This is a genomic window from Paraburkholderia sp. GAS448 (assembly GCF_050435685.1).
Lineage (GTDB): Bacteria > Pseudomonadota > Gammaproteobacteria > Burkholderiales > Burkholderiaceae > Paraburkholderia.
In genome coordinates this window covers 130924-146020 of record NZ_JBNDKT010000020.1, presented here as the reverse complement: position 1 = coordinate 146020, position 15097 = coordinate 130924, and the positions used below count along the sequence as shown (strand labels likewise).

15 protein-coding genes are annotated in these 15097 nt (G+C 60.5%); 10 read left to right on the top strand and 5 right to left on the bottom strand.

What is annotated here, in order from left to right; genetic code table 11:
* Position 1: 1 nt before the first annotated feature.
* The 4 genes from P3T23_RS30065 to P3T23_RS30050 are packed head-to-tail and all read right to left on the bottom strand — an operon-like array spanning position 2 to position 2808.
* Positions 2 to 451, bottom strand: coding sequence for a Zn-ribbon domain-containing OB-fold protein (locus P3T23_RS30065; RefSeq protein WP_429319728.1), 450 nt, complete (start codon positions 449 to 451; stop codon positions 2 to 4).
* Positions 452 to 458: 7 nt separating this feature from the next.
* Entirely contained in the window at positions 459 to 959 is a 501-nt protein-coding gene (locus P3T23_RS30060) for a MarR family winged helix-turn-helix transcriptional regulator (RefSeq protein ID WP_429319727.1), read from the bottom strand.
* Between the two features lie 34 nt (positions 960 to 993).
* Positions 994 to 1857, bottom strand: coding sequence for a MaoC/PaaZ C-terminal domain-containing protein (locus P3T23_RS30055; RefSeq protein ID WP_429319726.1), 864 nt, complete (start codon positions 1855 to 1857; stop codon positions 994 to 996).
* Positions 1858 to 1908: 51 nt separating this feature from the next.
* Positions 1909 to 2808 carry an SDR family oxidoreductase gene (locus P3T23_RS30050; protein WP_429319725.1) on the bottom strand — a complete coding sequence of 300 codons (900 nt, stop codon included), beginning with the start codon at positions 2806 to 2808 and terminating at the stop codon, positions 1909 to 1911.
* A 188-nt stretch (positions 2809 to 2996) separates the two neighbouring features.
* On the opposite strand from P3T23_RS30050, the gene P3T23_RS30045 reads away from it, so the two are divergent.
* The 10 genes from P3T23_RS30045 to P3T23_RS30000 all read left to right on the top strand — a co-directional run bounded on the left by P3T23_RS30045 (position 2997) and on the right by P3T23_RS30000 (position 13878).
* The gene (locus P3T23_RS30045; RefSeq protein WP_429319724.1) at positions 2997 to 4103 is read left to right on the top strand and encodes an acyl-CoA dehydrogenase family protein; all 1107 of its coding nucleotides are present in this window, start codon (positions 2997 to 2999) and stop codon (positions 4101 to 4103) included.
* A 10-nt stretch (positions 4104 to 4113) separates the two neighbouring features.
* Positions 4114 to 5367, top strand: a complete 1254-nt coding sequence (locus P3T23_RS30040; protein WP_429319723.1) for an acyl-CoA dehydrogenase family protein — start codon at positions 4114 to 4116, stop codon at positions 5365 to 5367.
* Positions 5360 to 5953, top strand: a complete 594-nt coding sequence (locus tag P3T23_RS30035) for an NADPH-dependent FMN reductase (RefSeq protein ID WP_429319722.1) — start codon at positions 5360 to 5362, stop codon at positions 5951 to 5953. Before P3T23_RS30040 ends, P3T23_RS30035 begins: the two co-directional genes overlap by 8 nt.
* Positions 5954 to 5992: 39 nt before the next feature.
* The gene (locus tag P3T23_RS30030) at positions 5993 to 7168 is read left to right on the top strand and encodes an acetyl-CoA C-acetyltransferase (RefSeq protein ID WP_429319721.1); all 1176 of its coding nucleotides are present in this window, start codon (positions 5993 to 5995) and stop codon (positions 7166 to 7168) included.
* 31 nt (positions 7169 to 7199) lie between these two features.
* Positions 7200 to 8174, top strand: coding sequence for a phosphotriesterase family protein (locus P3T23_RS30025; protein ID WP_429319720.1), 975 nt, complete (start codon positions 7200 to 7202; stop codon positions 8172 to 8174).
* A 119-nt stretch (positions 8175 to 8293) separates the two neighbouring features.
* Positions 8294 to 9394 (top strand): CaiB/BaiF CoA transferase family protein, encoded by a 1101-nt coding sequence (locus P3T23_RS30020; RefSeq protein WP_429319719.1) that lies wholly within the window; start codon positions 8294 to 8296, stop codon positions 9392 to 9394.
* A gap of 113 nt (positions 9395 to 9507) precedes the next feature.
* Positions 9508 to 9795, top strand: coding sequence for a 2Fe-2S iron-sulfur cluster-binding protein (locus P3T23_RS30015; protein WP_429319718.1), 288 nt, complete (start codon positions 9508 to 9510; stop codon positions 9793 to 9795).
* Positions 9796 to 10099: 304 nt separating this feature from the next.
* On the top strand, positions 10100 to 11227 hold the full coding sequence (locus tag P3T23_RS30010; RefSeq protein ID WP_429319717.1) for an MFS transporter: 1128 nt from the start codon (positions 10100 to 10102) through the stop codon (positions 11225 to 11227).
* A gap of 84 nt (positions 11228 to 11311) precedes the next feature.
* Positions 11312 to 12523: an NAD(P)/FAD-dependent oxidoreductase gene (locus tag P3T23_RS30005; RefSeq protein WP_429319716.1), complete on the top strand. Its 1212-nt coding sequence runs from the start codon at positions 11312 to 11314 to the stop codon at positions 12521 to 12523.
* A 131-nt stretch (positions 12524 to 12654) separates the two neighbouring features.
* Positions 12655 to 13878: a 1-deoxy-D-xylulose-5-phosphate reductoisomerase gene (locus P3T23_RS30000; protein ID WP_429319715.1), complete on the top strand. Its 1224-nt coding sequence runs from the start codon at positions 12655 to 12657 to the stop codon at positions 13876 to 13878.
* Between the two features lie 24 nt (positions 13879 to 13902).
* On the opposite strand, the gene P3T23_RS29995 is transcribed toward P3T23_RS30000, so the two are convergent.
* The gene (locus P3T23_RS29995) at positions 13903 to 14847 is read right to left on the bottom strand and encodes a LysR family transcriptional regulator (RefSeq protein WP_429319714.1); all 945 of its coding nucleotides are present in this window, start codon (positions 14845 to 14847) and stop codon (positions 13903 to 13905) included.
* Positions 14848 to 15097 lie beyond the last annotated feature (250 nt).

Here is a 15097-nt window from a genome sequence, read left to right as displayed (position 1 = left end):
TTTAACTCCCAGTTGATTGAGCGGGAACGAAGAAGTAACTGACATACAGGTTGCCCTCGGCGTCGGTCGCATCCACAGGTCGATACACCAGCTTCACCGGCATATCGAACTTGATCATGCCCGGATCAGGCTCGATGTCCACCAGATTGCCCTTTACAGTCCCGCCGCCGTCGAGATCGACGACAGCAGATATGAACGGAACCCGTATGCCGGGAAAGTTGCGATATACGATGGTCCAGTTGTACAACCGCCCGGTGTCGGACAGCTGAAACGGAGTCAGGTCGTCGCAGAAGCAGTGGCTGCACCTGTCGCGCGCGCCGATAAAAACGGCATTGCAGGAGGAACAGCGCAAGCCCTCGAGGTATGGGGCATCTGTTTCACCGAGCTTCAGGTACGGCACAATCGGTTTGGTTTGCTTCGTGGCGTCCGGAGGGGCAGGCGTCTTGAGCATGGCGAACTCACTTGTCGAGGTCGGAGGGTGGGACGAAGCGATAAGAGGACGATTCAGAATCGGCGTATCGGGTTTCACGTGTTGCGGAAAACGACGTACAAAGGTGGGTCAGGTCTGACAGCACACGCGCCCGGTCGTCTTTCGATATGAGAGATTCCAGGCAGTTGAGCAGCAGCCGTTCGAAATCCGCCAGCGCCTCGCGGCCTGCTTCGGTCAGCAATAGTCTCGTCACCCGTCGATCGTGGGGTTCGATCTCCGCGCTGATCCATTCATTCTCGCGAAGCGAGGCAATCTGACCGGAAATCGTGGCCGTGGTCACCAGGCAGGTGGCCGCGACCTGGCCTGCGCTGCGGGGGCCATCTTTCAGATACAGCATCAAGTGATACTGCGTGATGCTGACCGGAGCGTATCGAGCCACCTTGTCGAATTCGCGCGCGATTGCCGTGATTGCGCGAACCGGCGCAAACTGCGCATCTGATGAAGAAGGCTTTGGGGTTCTTTTACTCATCGAGTATCCGTAAGAGCTTAAAAGGAAGCCGTCGTCACGCGAACGTGCGAAATTTGCAAACGCCGTTGTTCAGCGCGACCACGTCCCGAGCCGGCGCGCGGCAGCGGAACATTGCACTCGTGCCTTCATTCCAGATATCGATGTCGAGCTGCTCGCCAGGGTAGACGGGCGACGTGAAGCGCGCGTCGAACTGCTCGATGCGAGCGTGATCGTGGCCGCAAATCGACGCGATGATCGTCTTGCAGGCGACGCCGTAAGTACACAGGCCATGGAGAATCGGCTGACTGAATCCGCCGCGCAAGGCCATCGCGGGATTGGAGTGCAACGGGTTCCGATCACCGTTGAGGCGATAGAGCAGCGCCTGACCGGGCAGCGTCTGGAACGAAACCACCTGGTCGGGTGCGCGAGCCGGAGGGGAGGGGAGCGCATCCGGTGCATCCCCTACACTGCCGATCCCGCCATCGCCGCGGGCCATTATCGTAGCGCCGGCGGTATAGAGCGGCTGACCGTCTTCGGCGTTTCGTACGCGGGTCTCGACGAAGATGAGCGCGCCCTTCTCCCGTCCTTTATCGACGACCGCCGTAACCCCATAATCGGCCACGATAGTGGCCGCCGCAGGCAGGGGCCGAAACACCTTAAGCCTCTGTTCCGCGTGCAGGACCTTCGAGTAATCGATGCCACTTTCGCGTAGCGCCGAAAACTGCGTCAGTACCGTCGCCATGGTCGGAACGGTGCGTATGACGTCTTCATTTTCGCAGACGTACGGCAGTTCGTCGGGGTTCAGCGGGTCTCGCCCAAACCCTACCGATAAGGCGTACAGGAAGCTTTCGCGGTCGGAGTACGAGAAGCGTGCCGCTTCTGCGCGAATCGCCTGCAACTGTTCAATGGTCACGGCCATGGAGGTCTCGCCGGTCAGTTATCGATGGTCGGCATGCTGCACTACGGGGACTCAGTCCAGATCGGCGCCGTTGATGCCGGCATTCTTTCTGGCGCGCTGAACCATGTCGATCAGCACCGGCCCGATGGCAGCGGGATCTTCCATCTGGTCGACCGTCGGACCGCGGTGCCACCCCTCTGCGACCGCCATGATTCCATTGCCGGATTCGATGACGCGTCCGCTGATGCCGGAGGATTCAGCGCTGGCGAGCCACGTCACGACAGGCGCAATCCAGCGTGGGTCGCGGCGCCGCTTTTCTTCCTCTGTGTATTCGCGAAGGCTTTCGGTGAGGCGTGTATTGGCGACGGGTGCGATCGCATTGACCGTGACGCCGTAACGGCGAAGCTCGCGCGAAGCGATGATCGTGAACGTGGCGATCCCGGCCTTGGCGGAGCCATAGTTCGCCTGGCCAATGTTGCCGTAGATGCCTGACACGGAACTGGTGTTGATGACACGGGCGTCAAGCGGAGCGCCTAGCCGCTTGCTCTCCTCGCGCCACCAGGCAGCAGCGTGACGGGTCGGTGCAAACGTCCCTTTCAGATGGACCTTCACCACTGCGTCCCACTCAGCCTCTTCCATATTCGTGAGCATACGGTCACGCAGAATGCCGGCGTTGTTGACGAGAACATCCAGTCTGCCGAAGCTTTCGACAGCTTTGTCAATGAGGGCTTTTGCACCGTTCCAGTCGCTGACGTCGTTGCCGTCCACAACTGCTTCGCCGCCCGCCGCTCGAATTTCGTTTACAACTTGCTGGGCGGGAGTCGCGTCTGCCCCGACGCCGTCCAGGGCGCCGCCGAGATCATTCACGACGACCTTTGCACCGTGAGCGGCGAGCATCAACGCGTATTCGCGGCCGATGCCCCGGCCTGCTCCTGTGACGATAACGACACGACCTTCGCAAAGTTTCGACATGACGCCAGTCCTCTTTCTGTTGTCCGGTTTCGAGTCTTCATGGTCACACGTGATAGTTCGGGTGTCAATACTATTCGGCACAATACAATTTGTCTTGCCGAACCAAAATAGTTGGAATAGTCTTGACTGCATGCGGACCCCATGTCACTCGACGGGGGCCAGACCGAAAGTTGGCTGCGGGAGACAAGATGGATTTCGATTTCTCAGACGACCAGAAGCAGTTGAAAGATCACGCCCGACGATTTCTCGAGAAGACCAGTTCACGTGACGTCGTTCGAGCCGTATTGGATGCAGGGCACACCCATGACCCGGAACTCTGGGCGGGATTGATCGAGCTGGGTTTCACCGCGACGGCGATTCCGGAGGAGTACGGTGGCTTGGGGCTGGGTTACCTGGAGCTCTGCGTCGTCGCAGAGGAATTGGGCCGCTCACTGGCGCCGGTGCCGTTCTCCTCGTCGGTTTATCTGGCTGCCGAGTTTCTGTTGGCGTCCGGCAGCGAAGCCCAGAAAGAGCGGTGGTTACCCCTGATAGCAAGTGGCGAAGCAGTGGGAACGGTGGCGCTGACCGAAGGCAGCGACGCTGGTGACCTGAAGGTTCACGCGAAGGTATCCAAAGGAAAGCTCTCAGGTGTGAAGATTCCAGTGCCAGACGGGATGATTGCAGATTTTGCGATCGTCTCCGCACCAGGTGACGACGACCACCCGCAGCTTTTTATCGCTGACCTGGCCGCCGAGGGAGTCAGTCGCGAGGCGGTTTCCACGATTGACCCGACCCGGGGGCAGGGACGCTTGAGCTTTGACGAGACGCCGGTCGAGCCTCTGGGGACGGGAGATTCTTCGACGATCGAAAGCGTTTTCGACCGGGCGGCGGTGTTGTTCGCCTTCGAGCAGGTCGGAGGTGCCGACCGCGCGCTCGAAATGGCGCGCGACTACTCGCTCGAACGGCGCGCTTTCGGCCGCCAGATCGGTTCGTTCCAGGCGCTCAAGCACATGATGGCCGACATGTATGTCTCTGCGACGTTGGCGCGCTCCAACGCGTACTACGCCGCTTGGGCGCTGTCCGTCGATTCGGCTGAGTTACCACAGGCGGCTGCATCCGCGCGTGTAAGCGCGACGCAGGCGTTCCGGCACTGCGCGAAGAACAACATCCAGGTACATGGCGGTATGGGCTTCACGTGGGAGAGTGACTGCCATCTGTACTACCGCCGTTCCAACCTGCTGGCGGTCAATCTGCGTGGCCCGATGTACTGGGAGGATCGCTTGATCGAGTGCATCAAAACGTCGGGCGTGATTTAGGAGCGGTGCAATGGATTTCCAGGACAGTCCTGAAGAGTCGCGCCTTCGCACCGAAGCGCGGCAGTGGCTCGATGACAATGCTCCGCATCATCTGGAAGAGGAACTGAAGGCGGCGCCGTTTGGCGACCTCAAGCTCAAGAGCATGGACGTCGTGGCTGCGTCCAAAGCCTGGCAGCGACGCAAGCGCGATGCGGGGTGGGCGTGCCTGCATTGGCCAAAGGAGTACGGGGGCCGTTCAGCGGGCCCGATCGAGCGCATCATCTGGCAACAGGAAGAGGGCGTTTACTCGCGACTCTCGCGACTGTTCGGAATTGGTTTGGGGATGTGCGGCCCTACGTTGATGGCATGGGCCACCGAGGAACAGAAACGGCGCTATCTCCCGCCCATGGCCAGTGGCGATGAAGTCTGGTGCCAACTGTTCTCCGAGCCCGCTGCCGGATCGGATCTCGCTGGTCTGCGGACTCGTGCGGAAAGACAGGGCGATCATTGGGTTATCAATGGTCAGAAAGTCTGGACCAGTCGCGCACATGTGGCCGATTTCGCCATATTGTTGACCCGGACCGACCCGACCGTACCCAAGCACGCCGGCTTGACGATGTTCTTTATCGACATGCGCTCACCAGGCGTCGAATTTCGCCCCATCAAGCAGATCAACGGCGGATCCGGCTTCAGCGAAGTTTTTTTCGACGAGGTTCGCGTCCCGGATGAGCAAAGGTTAGGCGCACCCGGACAAGGCTGGACAGTCTCGCTTACCACGCTGATGAACGAGCGTCTGTCGATCGGTGCAGGCATGTCGACCGGCTTGCCCGAGTTGATTCAGTTCTGCATGTCATACCGGATCGGATCGGGCATGGCGATAGATGACCGGTCGGTTCGCTCGAAACTCGCCGCCTGGGCCGTTCGCGAAAGCGGACTGCGTCACACCGCCGCGCGCAGCATTTCGGCTCTTTCAAAAGGCATTGCGCCGGGACCCGAAAACTCGATCGGCAAGCTGGTCGCCGGCGCAACGATGCAGGACATCGCCACCTTTGCCATCGACCTGCAAGCGCAGTACGGCTTGCTCGACGGCTCCGAGGCCCTGGATACCGGACGCTTTCAGGCCATGCTCCTGCGCTCGGCGGGGACGCGCATTGAAGGCGGAACGGACGAGATATTGAGAAACGTGATAGCGGAGCGCGTCTTGGGCCTGCCGCAGGAAATCCGTGCCGACAAGGGCATCCCCTTCAACAGTATTTCTTCGGGTAAGCGTGACGATCATGCGTGATTTTTCCTCTGGTGGGCCTTTAATCGTCGGGATCGGTGGCACCGCACAAGCGGTCTCCTCCACCGAGCAGGCTCTCGACGTCGCTTTGGATGCTGCCGCTGCAGCAGGTGCGCGCATCGAGCGATTCGGGCACCGGGAGTTGGTGGAGTTGCCGCACTTCTTGACCGTGGCTGAAAAAAGTTGCACTCAGGCGCAGCGGCTGATCGCGGCGGTGCGCGAAGCCGACGGGATCATTCTGGCGAGCCCGGGCTACCACGGCTCCATTTCGGGACTCGTCAAAAACGCGATTGACTATCTGGAATTGACATCGAAGGACGAGCGCCCCTATCTGCACGGACTGCCGGTAGGGTTGATTGTGACGGCATATGGGTGGCAAGCGACGGGGAGTACTTTGGTGGCGCTGCGGTCGATCGTGCATGCGCTGCGCGGCTGGCCTACGCCTTTTGGCTGCACGATCAACACGAGCAAAGGCCCGTTCAAGGATGGAGTCTGTCTTGACGATTCGGTCGCAGACCAACTCGCCACTGTGGGGCGCCAGGTCGTCGAGTTCGTCGGACATCGCCTTCACGGTGGGGCGCTTGCTTGAGCGAATGGCGAACTATCTTCTATTCAGGAGTGAAACGATATGAACGAAGCGTACATCGTGGCCGCAGTGAGGACGCCAGGCGGCAAGAAAGGGGGCCGTCTCAAGGACTGGCATCCCGCCGATCTCGGCGGATTCGTCATCGATGCGCTTCTCGAGCGCAGCGGCATTGATCCGGCTTTGATCGAGGATGTCGTTTTCGGATGTGTGACTCAGGCGGGAGAACAGGCTTCGAATATCGGTCGGCAGTCGGTTCTGGCTTCGTCTCTTCCCCACACCATTCCTGGCACAACTGTTGATCGTGCCTGCGGGTCGTCCCAGCAAGCGCTGCATTTTGCTGCCCAGGCCGTGAAAAGTGGTGTGATGGACGTGGTGTTGGCGGGCGGGGTCGAGAGCATGACGCGCTCGCCGATGGGATTGGCTGCGCATTTCCCATCGACGCACGGCTTCGGCCATTACCAGGGGCCACGATGCCAGGCCAGATATCCGGGAATCAAATTCAGCCAGTTCGACGGGGCCGAACGCATGATTCCCATGTACGAACTGAGCAAGCCAGAGTTCGACGAATTCGCGCTTGTGAGCCATCGCAGCGCCGCTTACGCGACCACGAGCGGAAAGTTCGCAAAGGAGATCGTACCCGTACCGGTACGGGACCCGGAATCTGGAAAGGAGTCCCTGCATGACCGGGACGAGGGAATTCGCTACGACGCCTCGCTGGAGGTGATTGCGAGTGTGAAGCCGATCTCGGAGGGTGGGATCCTGAGCGCCGCGCATGCCAGTCAGCTTTGCGACGGCGCCGCGGCGTTGCTTGTCGTCAATGAGGCGGGGCTGAAGAAAACAGGCCTGACACCTCTGGCTCGCGTGCATCACATGTCGGTATTGGGCGGCGATCCGGTGGTCATGCTCGACGTTCCTGTCGCGGCGACGCAAGCGGCCTTGCGCAAGGCCCGGATGTCGATCGGAGACATCGACCTGTACGAGGTCAACGAAGCGTTCGCGCCGATTCCGCTCGCCTGGGCCAAGACGGTCGGCGCCGATCTTTCGAAGATGAACGTGAACGGAGGGGCGCTCGCCCTGGGACACCCATTGGGAGCATCCGGCTGCAAGCTGATGACAACCCTCATCCACGCCTTGCAGGCGAGAAATGGACGGTACGGGCTGCAAACCATGTGCGAGGGCGGAGGCATGGCAAACGTCACGATTGTGGAACGGCTTTAGCCCCAAATTGAGCAATTAAAGGAGGACCCGCATGGACACAAAAGTGCAGTTGACAGATGGCACTGTTAAGGTGTCGGCCTTGGGAAAGACATTGATCCATGAGCATGTGCTCGTCGGCATGCCGGGATGGAATATGGATCTCAAGGCACCGAAGTTTATCCGCAGCGAGGCGATGGCTCGGGCTATCGATCGCATTCAGGAGCTTCATGCATACGGCTGCAATTCCATGATCGACCCTTGTCCGATGGATATCGGTCGCGACGCGGAGTTCATTGCCGAAGTCGCACAGCGCAGTGGGATCAACATCGTCTGTGCGACGGGTGTCTACAACGAGTTCGAAGGGACGCCCTATACGTTTCGAACCATGCCGGCTGAGGACATCCTCGAACTGTACGTCAAGGAAATCACAGAGGGTATCGGGGACACGGGAATCAAGGCCGGCGTCATCAAGATTGCCACCCATGGTGAGCCGACCGAGTATGAGCGCAAGATGATTTCCGTCGCCACGCAGGCGTCGCTGATCACGGGCGCGCCGATCATTTCTCACACGCAGCTGGCGAGCCACGGACACGATCAGATCGACATCGTCGAATCCTGTCATGGACACGCCAACTGCATGGTCGTTGGCCATTCCGGCGATCGCGACGATCACGGGTACCAGGCGTCGCTTGCCAGGCGCGGTGCGTTTGTCGGCCTCGATCGTTTCGGCCTGGACTTTCTGCTTCCCGACGATGCTCGCATGAAGAACCTGATGCAGCTCGTCGCGGCTGGGTTGCGCGAACACGTTGTCATCTCGCAGGACTATCCGGTTTGCCTTTTGGGGCGTTTCGGGGTGAATCTCGAGCAGATCGCGCCAAATTGGGGAATCACGCACATTTTCAAGTCGATCATTCCGCGGCTGAAGGAAATGGGGCTCACGGACGAGGACGTCGAGACCATTCTGGTCTCCAACCCCAGGCAGTTGTTCGCTAATGCCGCGGCGCAAAAGCAAGCCGCTTCGCACTGATGCGGTCATTCGACGTTTCAGCCATAGACGGCGTGCAACGCACAGCGAAGTCCTTCAATCGGACGACAAGCGAGCGGTCGACACAGGGAGCGAGTGGCATGGCGCAAGAGGAGCAGCAGATGCAAGGCGCAAACGGGCCGCTGTCGGGGATCCGTGTGCTGGAGATCGAGAGCATCGGCCCAGGGCCTTTCACTGGAATGGTCCTCGCGGACCTGGGCGCGAATGTGCTCCGGATCAGACGTCCAGCGTCCACGCAGCGCCGCTTGAATCCCGTGCTCGACAGGGGGCGAGCGGGGTCCATTACCGCCGATCTGAAGTCGGAGGCTGGGCGCGACCAGGTGCTCGCACTCGTTGCACAGGCGGATGCCCTCATCGAAGGTTTTCGTCCCGGCGTCATGGAACGGCTCGGACTAGGGCCCGATGCCTGCTTCGCCCGCAACTCGCGCTTGATTTATGGGCGCGTTACCGGTTGGGGGCGCTCCGGACCACTGGCCCAAAGGGCCGGCCACGACATCAACTACATCGCCATCAGCGGTGCGCTGCATTCGATGGGAACCGCGGAGTCGGGTCCCGTGCCGCCGCTCAATCTCGTCGGTGACTATGGCGGCGGCGGTCTTTTGCTCGCCCTCGGGATCGTGAGCGCGCTACTGGAATCAAGCCGGTCGGGACAAGGGCAGGTCGTCGACGCGGCAATGGTCGACGGCGCTGCCATGTTGATGGCGCCTCTCTATGGCGTGAAATCGGTTGGTGGCTGGGGAGCGGAGCGGGCTGGCAATTTGCTCGACGGCAGCTGCTGGTATTACACGGTGTACCGCTGCCGGGATGGCTGGGTCTCCGTCGGCCCGCTGGAGCCCGAGTTCCGCCGCATTCTGTTGGAAAGACTCGGCCTTGGCGATGAGGTGGAAACGCTGGTGTATGCCTCGGCCGGTGATCCGGCGCCGCGAGCTCGCCTTGCTACGATCTTCGCATCGCGCACGCGCGCCGAATGGTCGGCGATATTCGAGGGAACCGACGCCTGCGTCGCAAGCATTCTGTCGATGGATGAGGCGCCATCCCACCCTCAAGTGCAGGATCGGGACACGCTGCGTTTGATCGACGGCGTAGTCCATCCTGCCCCGGCACCGCGCTTCAGCCGTACACCCAATCCCGAGCCCAAACCCGCCCGCGAGACGCGAGACGAACTTCTCGGTGCGTGGGGAGGCATTGTGCATCAAGAGTGAAGATTGTCGATGATCGGGCTCTGGTGACGACTATCGCCAGGTTTCCAGTTTGACGACTCCGAAAGAGGACCAATTCAATGCCAACAGTTAAATTCATACGCTACGATGGCAGAGTGCAAAACGTCGAAGTCGATGCAGGTTCGACCCTTATGGAGGGCGCCCGGGGCATCGGAGTGGACGGGATTGACGGGGAATGTGGCGGCAATCTCTCATGCGCGACATGCCACGTCTACGTCGACGAAGAGTGGTTCGGCAAACTCCCGCCGGTTGGTGATATCGAAAATGAGCTTCTGGACGCAACGGCGTCACCACGTCGAGCGGGGAGCCGGCTTAGCTGCCAGATCTCCATGAACGAGGCGCTCGACGGACTTCGAGTCTTCATTCCCGAGACGCAATATTGATCCATAGCTGGTCAGCCGATATGGCGACGCGTCGACCTGGCTCCTCGGCAGTACACGGTGCTGCAGCCCGCGCTAGCGGCATCAAACTCGATGTTTCGACGCGCAATCACCGTGCTCGCCGTTCATCGTCACGATAAGTCTACGAGACACTGCCAGACTTCCGGGCTTTTCCGGAAAGTGACGAACGATACAACTAATGAAATTCGGATGGAGGAGCATAGCAATGGGTACGTCATATGAAGCGGCTGCTGGCGCGGAATCGTCGACGATCCGGGCGGCAAGGAGCATCGTCGCGCTTTCAGGATTGGCTCTCGTCATCACCGTACCTTTTGCGATGGTTTCGGCTCTCCCCGAAATGGCGCGCCAGTTCAAAGAAGTCGGTAACGGAACTTTTGTCGCTCAGATGGTGTTGGCACTACCGGTGCTTGCCATGTTGATCGGAGCACCACTCGGCGGTTGGATCGCCGACATGATCGGCATCCGTCGGTGTCTGCTGACAGCATTGCTTGCCTACGTAGCGGCGGGCGCGATCTGCCTCGCGGCCCCCAACCTTCCTGTTCTGATTGTCGCGCGACTATTGCTGGGACTTTGTGGGGCCGCTGCCGCGACCATGTGCACCGCGCTTACCGCCGAGTGGTATCTGGGCATCGAGCGTAACCGCATCCTGGGATACGCCCACTCCGTCGTTCTGATCTACAACATACTGATGCTGGTGTCGGGCGGCTGGCTCGTGGACCATATCAACTGGCGAGCGCCCTCAGTTTTTTATCTGGTCGGCGCACTGACTCTTGGAGCGGCTTATCTTGCAACCCGGGGCCAGAATGGGACCCTGTCGGTTCGTCGAAGTCACGCGAGCGTGGGCTCGAATCAGGTCCGGCTCTGGCCGTTGTACCTGCTGAGCTTTCTTCTCGCGTTTGGCGCGGCAGTGCCGGCGCTGCAAGGGCCATTTCTTCTGAGTGGCGCTGGCGTAACCAGTTCCGCCGCTCGAGGGCTGATCCTTGTTGTGACGATCGTTACGGGCGCATTGGCATCGGCCGCCTATGCGGCGCTGCGCAAACGCCTCCATCATTCGACGTTGATCCTGGTCTCGAGTCTGTCCATGGGAATGGGAATCGCTTTGACCGGGATACGTTCTGGTGACATCGGCTTGATTGTAGTCGGCTACATCATTTGCGGAATCGGTTACGGCCTCTACATTCCCGTCATTTCGGCAATCGTTCTCGATGCTACGCCGCCTGACATGCGTAACCGCGCAGTCGGGCTGATGAACAGCGCGATCATGTTGGCGACAATCGCCAATCCGTTGGTCGTTTCACTGTTGCGGCGTTCTTTCGAACTTCCCAAAGCACTCGTTGTTGTTGGTATTGCGCTCGCCTTTGTCGGGCCAGTGTTCGTTCTGTTCTTCCGTCCGGGCCAACGTGCGGTGGCGTGACGGGGGAACCCATCCAATCGTTCCGAGCCACTCCGGTCTAATCGTCGAGGGATCGGGTTGAGAGAACAGTGTGGAACTCCAGGGATGACTGAGACAATCATCGTAATCGGCGCCGGCCATGGCGGCGCACAATTGGTGGACTCCCTGCGCGCGGGCGGGTTCGGCGGCAATCTGATCGTGATCGGCGACGAAGTCCATCGACCTTATGATCGCCCTTCGACATCCAAGGCACTTCTGAGCGGTAGCGTGGAGCTCGAGCGAACCTTCCTCAAGCGCGAGCAATTCTATGTCGACAATAAAATCAAGCTTAGGCTCGGCACGAGCGTCAGTGAGGTCGATCGCAAGGCTCGTACCGTAAGGCTGTCGACTGGAGAGCGCCTCACGTACGACAAACTGGTGATGGCCACTGGCGCTCGAGCGCGGCGGCTGACTGTGGCAGGTGCCGACCTGGACGGCGTTTTTTATTTGCGCAGTCTCGCAGATTCGCAGGCAATCGCCGGGCGGCTGGGCGCAGGTAAAAGTTTGGCGATTGTCGGGGGCGGCTACGTGGGGCTTGAAGTAGCAGCCAGCGCCACCGAACTCGGCTGCCGAGTGACGGTCATCGAGACGCAAAAGCGGCTGCTCGCCCGCGTCGCCGGGGCCGAAATCGCCGATTTCTATTCCAAAGTGCACCGGGCCGCCGGTGTGGACTTACGCCTCGGCGCCTTGCTCGAAGGTTTCACCGGCGAAGGCTCGGTGAAGTCGGTACGACTCGCTGACGGTACGGATATTGTGGCCGATGTGGTGGTGGTCGGGATTGGCGCCATCCCCAATACGGAGCTCGCGGCCGCGGCGGGACTGGCAGTCGAGAACGGCATCGTCGTCGACGATTGCGGCCGAACGAGTGACCCTGCGATCTTTGCCATCGGCGACGCAACGAATCACCCCAACGATGTAATCGGAAAGCGGCTACGACTCGAATCGGTGCCGGCGGCGGTGGGTCAGGCGCGCGCGGCCGCCAGTGCAATCCTGGGCCAGCCCAAACCCTTTCACGAATTGCCGTGGTTCTGGTCGGATCAGTACGACATCAAGCTACAGATCGCCGGCCTGTCACAGCCGGACGACCAGGTCGTCGTCCGCGGTGACCCTGGAAGCAATCGCTTTGCCGCTTTCTACTTGCGCGAAGACAAGATCGTCGCGGTCAACTCGGTGAACTCTGCGAAAGATTTCGTGGTTGGCAAGAGACTGATTGCCGAGGGTCGCGTACCTGGCGTCGGCAGACTAGCCGATCCTGCGGTGCCACTGGCAGACGCGTGAGGAGCCGACATGGGAGCAACGTGTATGGGGCGGCACATTCGGAAAAGATAAGCTCGCGCCCATGAATCAGCGCCCAGAGACCTCAGAAGGCGTAGTGGGCGATCTTGTTGCAGTCGTGGTGGGTCCTCGGAATGAAAACAAAAAAACGGTTGACACTGCTCGGTTCGACGGGATCGATAGGCGATAGCACGCTTGACGTCGTCGGCCGCCATCCAGATCGCTTTGCTGTGTATGCGCTTGCGGCCCATCGAAACTCGGAGAAGCTCGTCGCTCAATGCTTGAAGTTTCGGCCTGACGTCGCGGTAGTCGGCGATGGCGATACGGCGGCAAGCGTCGAGGCGCAATTGCGCGCAGCCGGTTCGCTGACGCACGTCACCTACGGTCCGCAGGCGCTTCTGGACGTGTCGAAGAGCGCTGGATGTGACACCGTAGTCGCGGCGATCGTTGGTGCGGCAGGTCTCGCACCGACGCTCGCAGCGGCGCGCGCGGGCAAGCGCATTCTGCTCGCAAACAAGGAGGCGCTCGTCATGTCGGGCGCCATCTTCATGGATGCGATGCGCGATAGCGGCGCGACGCTTCTTCCTGTCGACAGCGAGCACAACGCGATCTTCCAGTGCTTGCCGCGTGAGGTCTCGCGGGGCGACGCTTCGCTGCACGGCGGCGTGTCGAAAATCACCCTCACCGCATCGGGAGGGCCGTTCCGCACACGTGATCCGGCGACCCTCGTGGATGTGACGCCCGAAGAGGCATGCAAGCACCCGACCTGGGTCATGGGGCGCAAGATCTCCGTCGATTCGGCAACGATGATGAACAAGGGGCTCGAGGTGATCGAGGCGCATTGGTTGTTCGGTTTGCCGAGCGAGCGCATCGACGTCCTCATCCATCCGCAAAGCGTCATCCATTCGCTCGTGTCCTATGCGGACGGCTCGGTGCTTGCGCAACTCGGCAATCCCGACATGCGCACGCCGATCGCGCATGCCCTCGCTTTTCCCGAGCGCGTCGAGTCGGGTGCCGGGCAACTCGACCTCGCGCAGGTTGCGTCACTTTCGTTTGAAACGCCGGATTACGAGCGCTTTCCTTGTCTTGCTCTTGCGATGCAGGCGCTCGCCACGGGTGGTATTGCGAGCGCGGCATTGAACGCGGCAAACGAAGTGGCCGTCGATGCGTTCCTTGCGCGGCGCATTCGCTTCACCGACATCGCGCTGACAGTCGCCGCGGTTCTCGATGCGCTGCCGAACCGCAGCGCGGACAGCATTGACGACGTGCTCGAGGCCGACGCCGCGGCCCGTCGCGCGGCGCTCGAGTTTATTGCTTCGCGGCTTTCGGGCCGCGGTGAGAACGGCGCGGTGCAGTGAGAGATCGATGACCCTGCAATGCGCTCATCGACCCGATGCGTCCTGGAGCGGGTTGGTGACTACCGGGCCGGGCGGGCGGTGGGTGTCCCGGACCAAATCGAGGAATTTGCGCAGCGCTGCGGACATTTGCCGGCGACTCGGATACCCGATCAAAAATCCCTCGGACGAAGGTGAGAATTCCTCCAGTACCCTCATCAATTGCCCTGAGTGCAGGAACACCTGCACTTGCGCCTCGACGGTATAAGTTATTCCGAGCCCGTCGATCGCAGCACGAACCGCCAACTCCGAGCCATTGATAATCACGTGGCTCCCAACCGGCACGCGTTGGGGCTGTCCGCCCAGAATAAACGACCACTCGTACAGGGGCTGGTCTGGCGCAAGCCGGTAACGAATACACCTGTGATTCACGAGGTCTTCAGGAGTACGTGGGTGCCCATGGTCTGCGAGATAGGCAGGCGCGGCCACGACCGCAACCTTCATCGGCCCCGTCGCCCGCATGGCCACCATGTCTGTAGCAAGGTGCTCCTTGCAGCCAATCATCGCGTCAAACCCCATCGCCACAATATCTGCTGGCGCTTGATCCACGCGCAGCTCGAGATGTACATCGGGATAGGTGGAGAGGAAGCGCTCCCAAACTGGCGCGACAACGAGTGCGGCCGCCGCGTGAGTGGCATAGATCCTGAGCGTGCCGACGGGCCGCTCGCGCTGCCGGTTCAAGTCCTCCAGTGCACCGCCGATCTGGCCAAATGCCGATTGGAGCTGATCGAACAGTCGAATCCCCGCATCCGTCAGCGATACGCTGCGCGTCGTGCGATTGAGGAGGCGCACGCCCAATCGCTCTTCCAGTTGGCGCACGGTTTGACTGAGCGCAGAAGGTGTGACGCCCAGTCGCGATGCTGCAGCGCGGAAGCTGTGCAATTCTGCGACCTGTACGAATGCCGTCAACGCGGCTACTTCTTTCGGAAGCATTGTTAAGTGTCGGTTAATACCGAATGCAAGTTCTGGCTATTTTAATCCGGATTGCTCGCGGCTACATTGACGGCTTGTTCAAAGACATCCTGAAACGCGAGACATGCCTCCAGATCCTGAGACGGTTTTGAGACGCTTGGCGAAGTCCAAAGACAGCCCGGGTTGCTCACGCCCGCAGCTGCGCCGCAAGAGTTGCCGAGTCTGCCTGATAGCCGCTCCAAGAGGTACGGCCTACAAACCACATCGAAAG

Coding starts and splice junctions, on each gene's coding strand:
- P3T23_RS30050 (WP_429319725.1), bottom strand. CDS start 2,808: ATGTCGAAACTTTGCGAAGGTCGTGTCGTTATCGTCACAGGAGCAGGC.
- P3T23_RS30030 (WP_429319721.1), top strand. CDS start 5,993: ATGAACGAAGCGTACATCGTGGCCGCAGTGAGGACGCCAGGCGGCAAG.
- P3T23_RS29995 (WP_429319714.1), bottom strand. CDS start 14,847: ATGCTTCCGAAAGAAGTAGCCGCGTTGACGGCATTCGTACAGGTCGCA.
- P3T23_RS30060 (WP_429319727.1), bottom strand. CDS start 959: ATGAGTAAAAGAACCCCAAAGCCTTCTTCATCAGATGCGCAGTTTGCG.
- P3T23_RS30035 (WP_429319722.1), top strand. CDS start 5,360: ATGCGTGATTTTTCCTCTGGTGGGCCTTTAATCGTCGGGATCGGTGGC.
- P3T23_RS30000 (WP_429319715.1), top strand. CDS start 12,655: ATGAAAACAAAAAAACGGTTGACACTGCTCGGTTCGACGGGATCGATA.
- P3T23_RS30065 (WP_429319728.1), bottom strand. CDS start 451: ATGCTCAAGACGCCTGCCCCTCCGGACGCCACGAAGCAAACCAAACCG.
- P3T23_RS30040 (WP_429319723.1), top strand. CDS start 4,114: ATGGATTTCCAGGACAGTCCTGAAGAGTCGCGCCTTCGCACCGAAGCG.
- P3T23_RS30020 (WP_429319719.1), top strand. CDS start 8,294: ATGCAAGGCGCAAACGGGCCGCTGTCGGGGATCCGTGTGCTGGAGATC.
- P3T23_RS30005 (WP_429319716.1), top strand. CDS start 11,312: ATGACTGAGACAATCATCGTAATCGGCGCCGGCCATGGCGGCGCACAA.
- P3T23_RS30025 (WP_429319720.1), top strand. CDS start 7,200: ATGGACACAAAAGTGCAGTTGACAGATGGCACTGTTAAGGTGTCGGCC.
- P3T23_RS30055 (WP_429319726.1), bottom strand. CDS start 1,857: ATGGCCGTGACCATTGAACAGTTGCAGGCGATTCGCGCAGAAGCGGCA.
- P3T23_RS30045 (WP_429319724.1), top strand. CDS start 2,997: ATGGATTTCGATTTCTCAGACGACCAGAAGCAGTTGAAAGATCACGCC.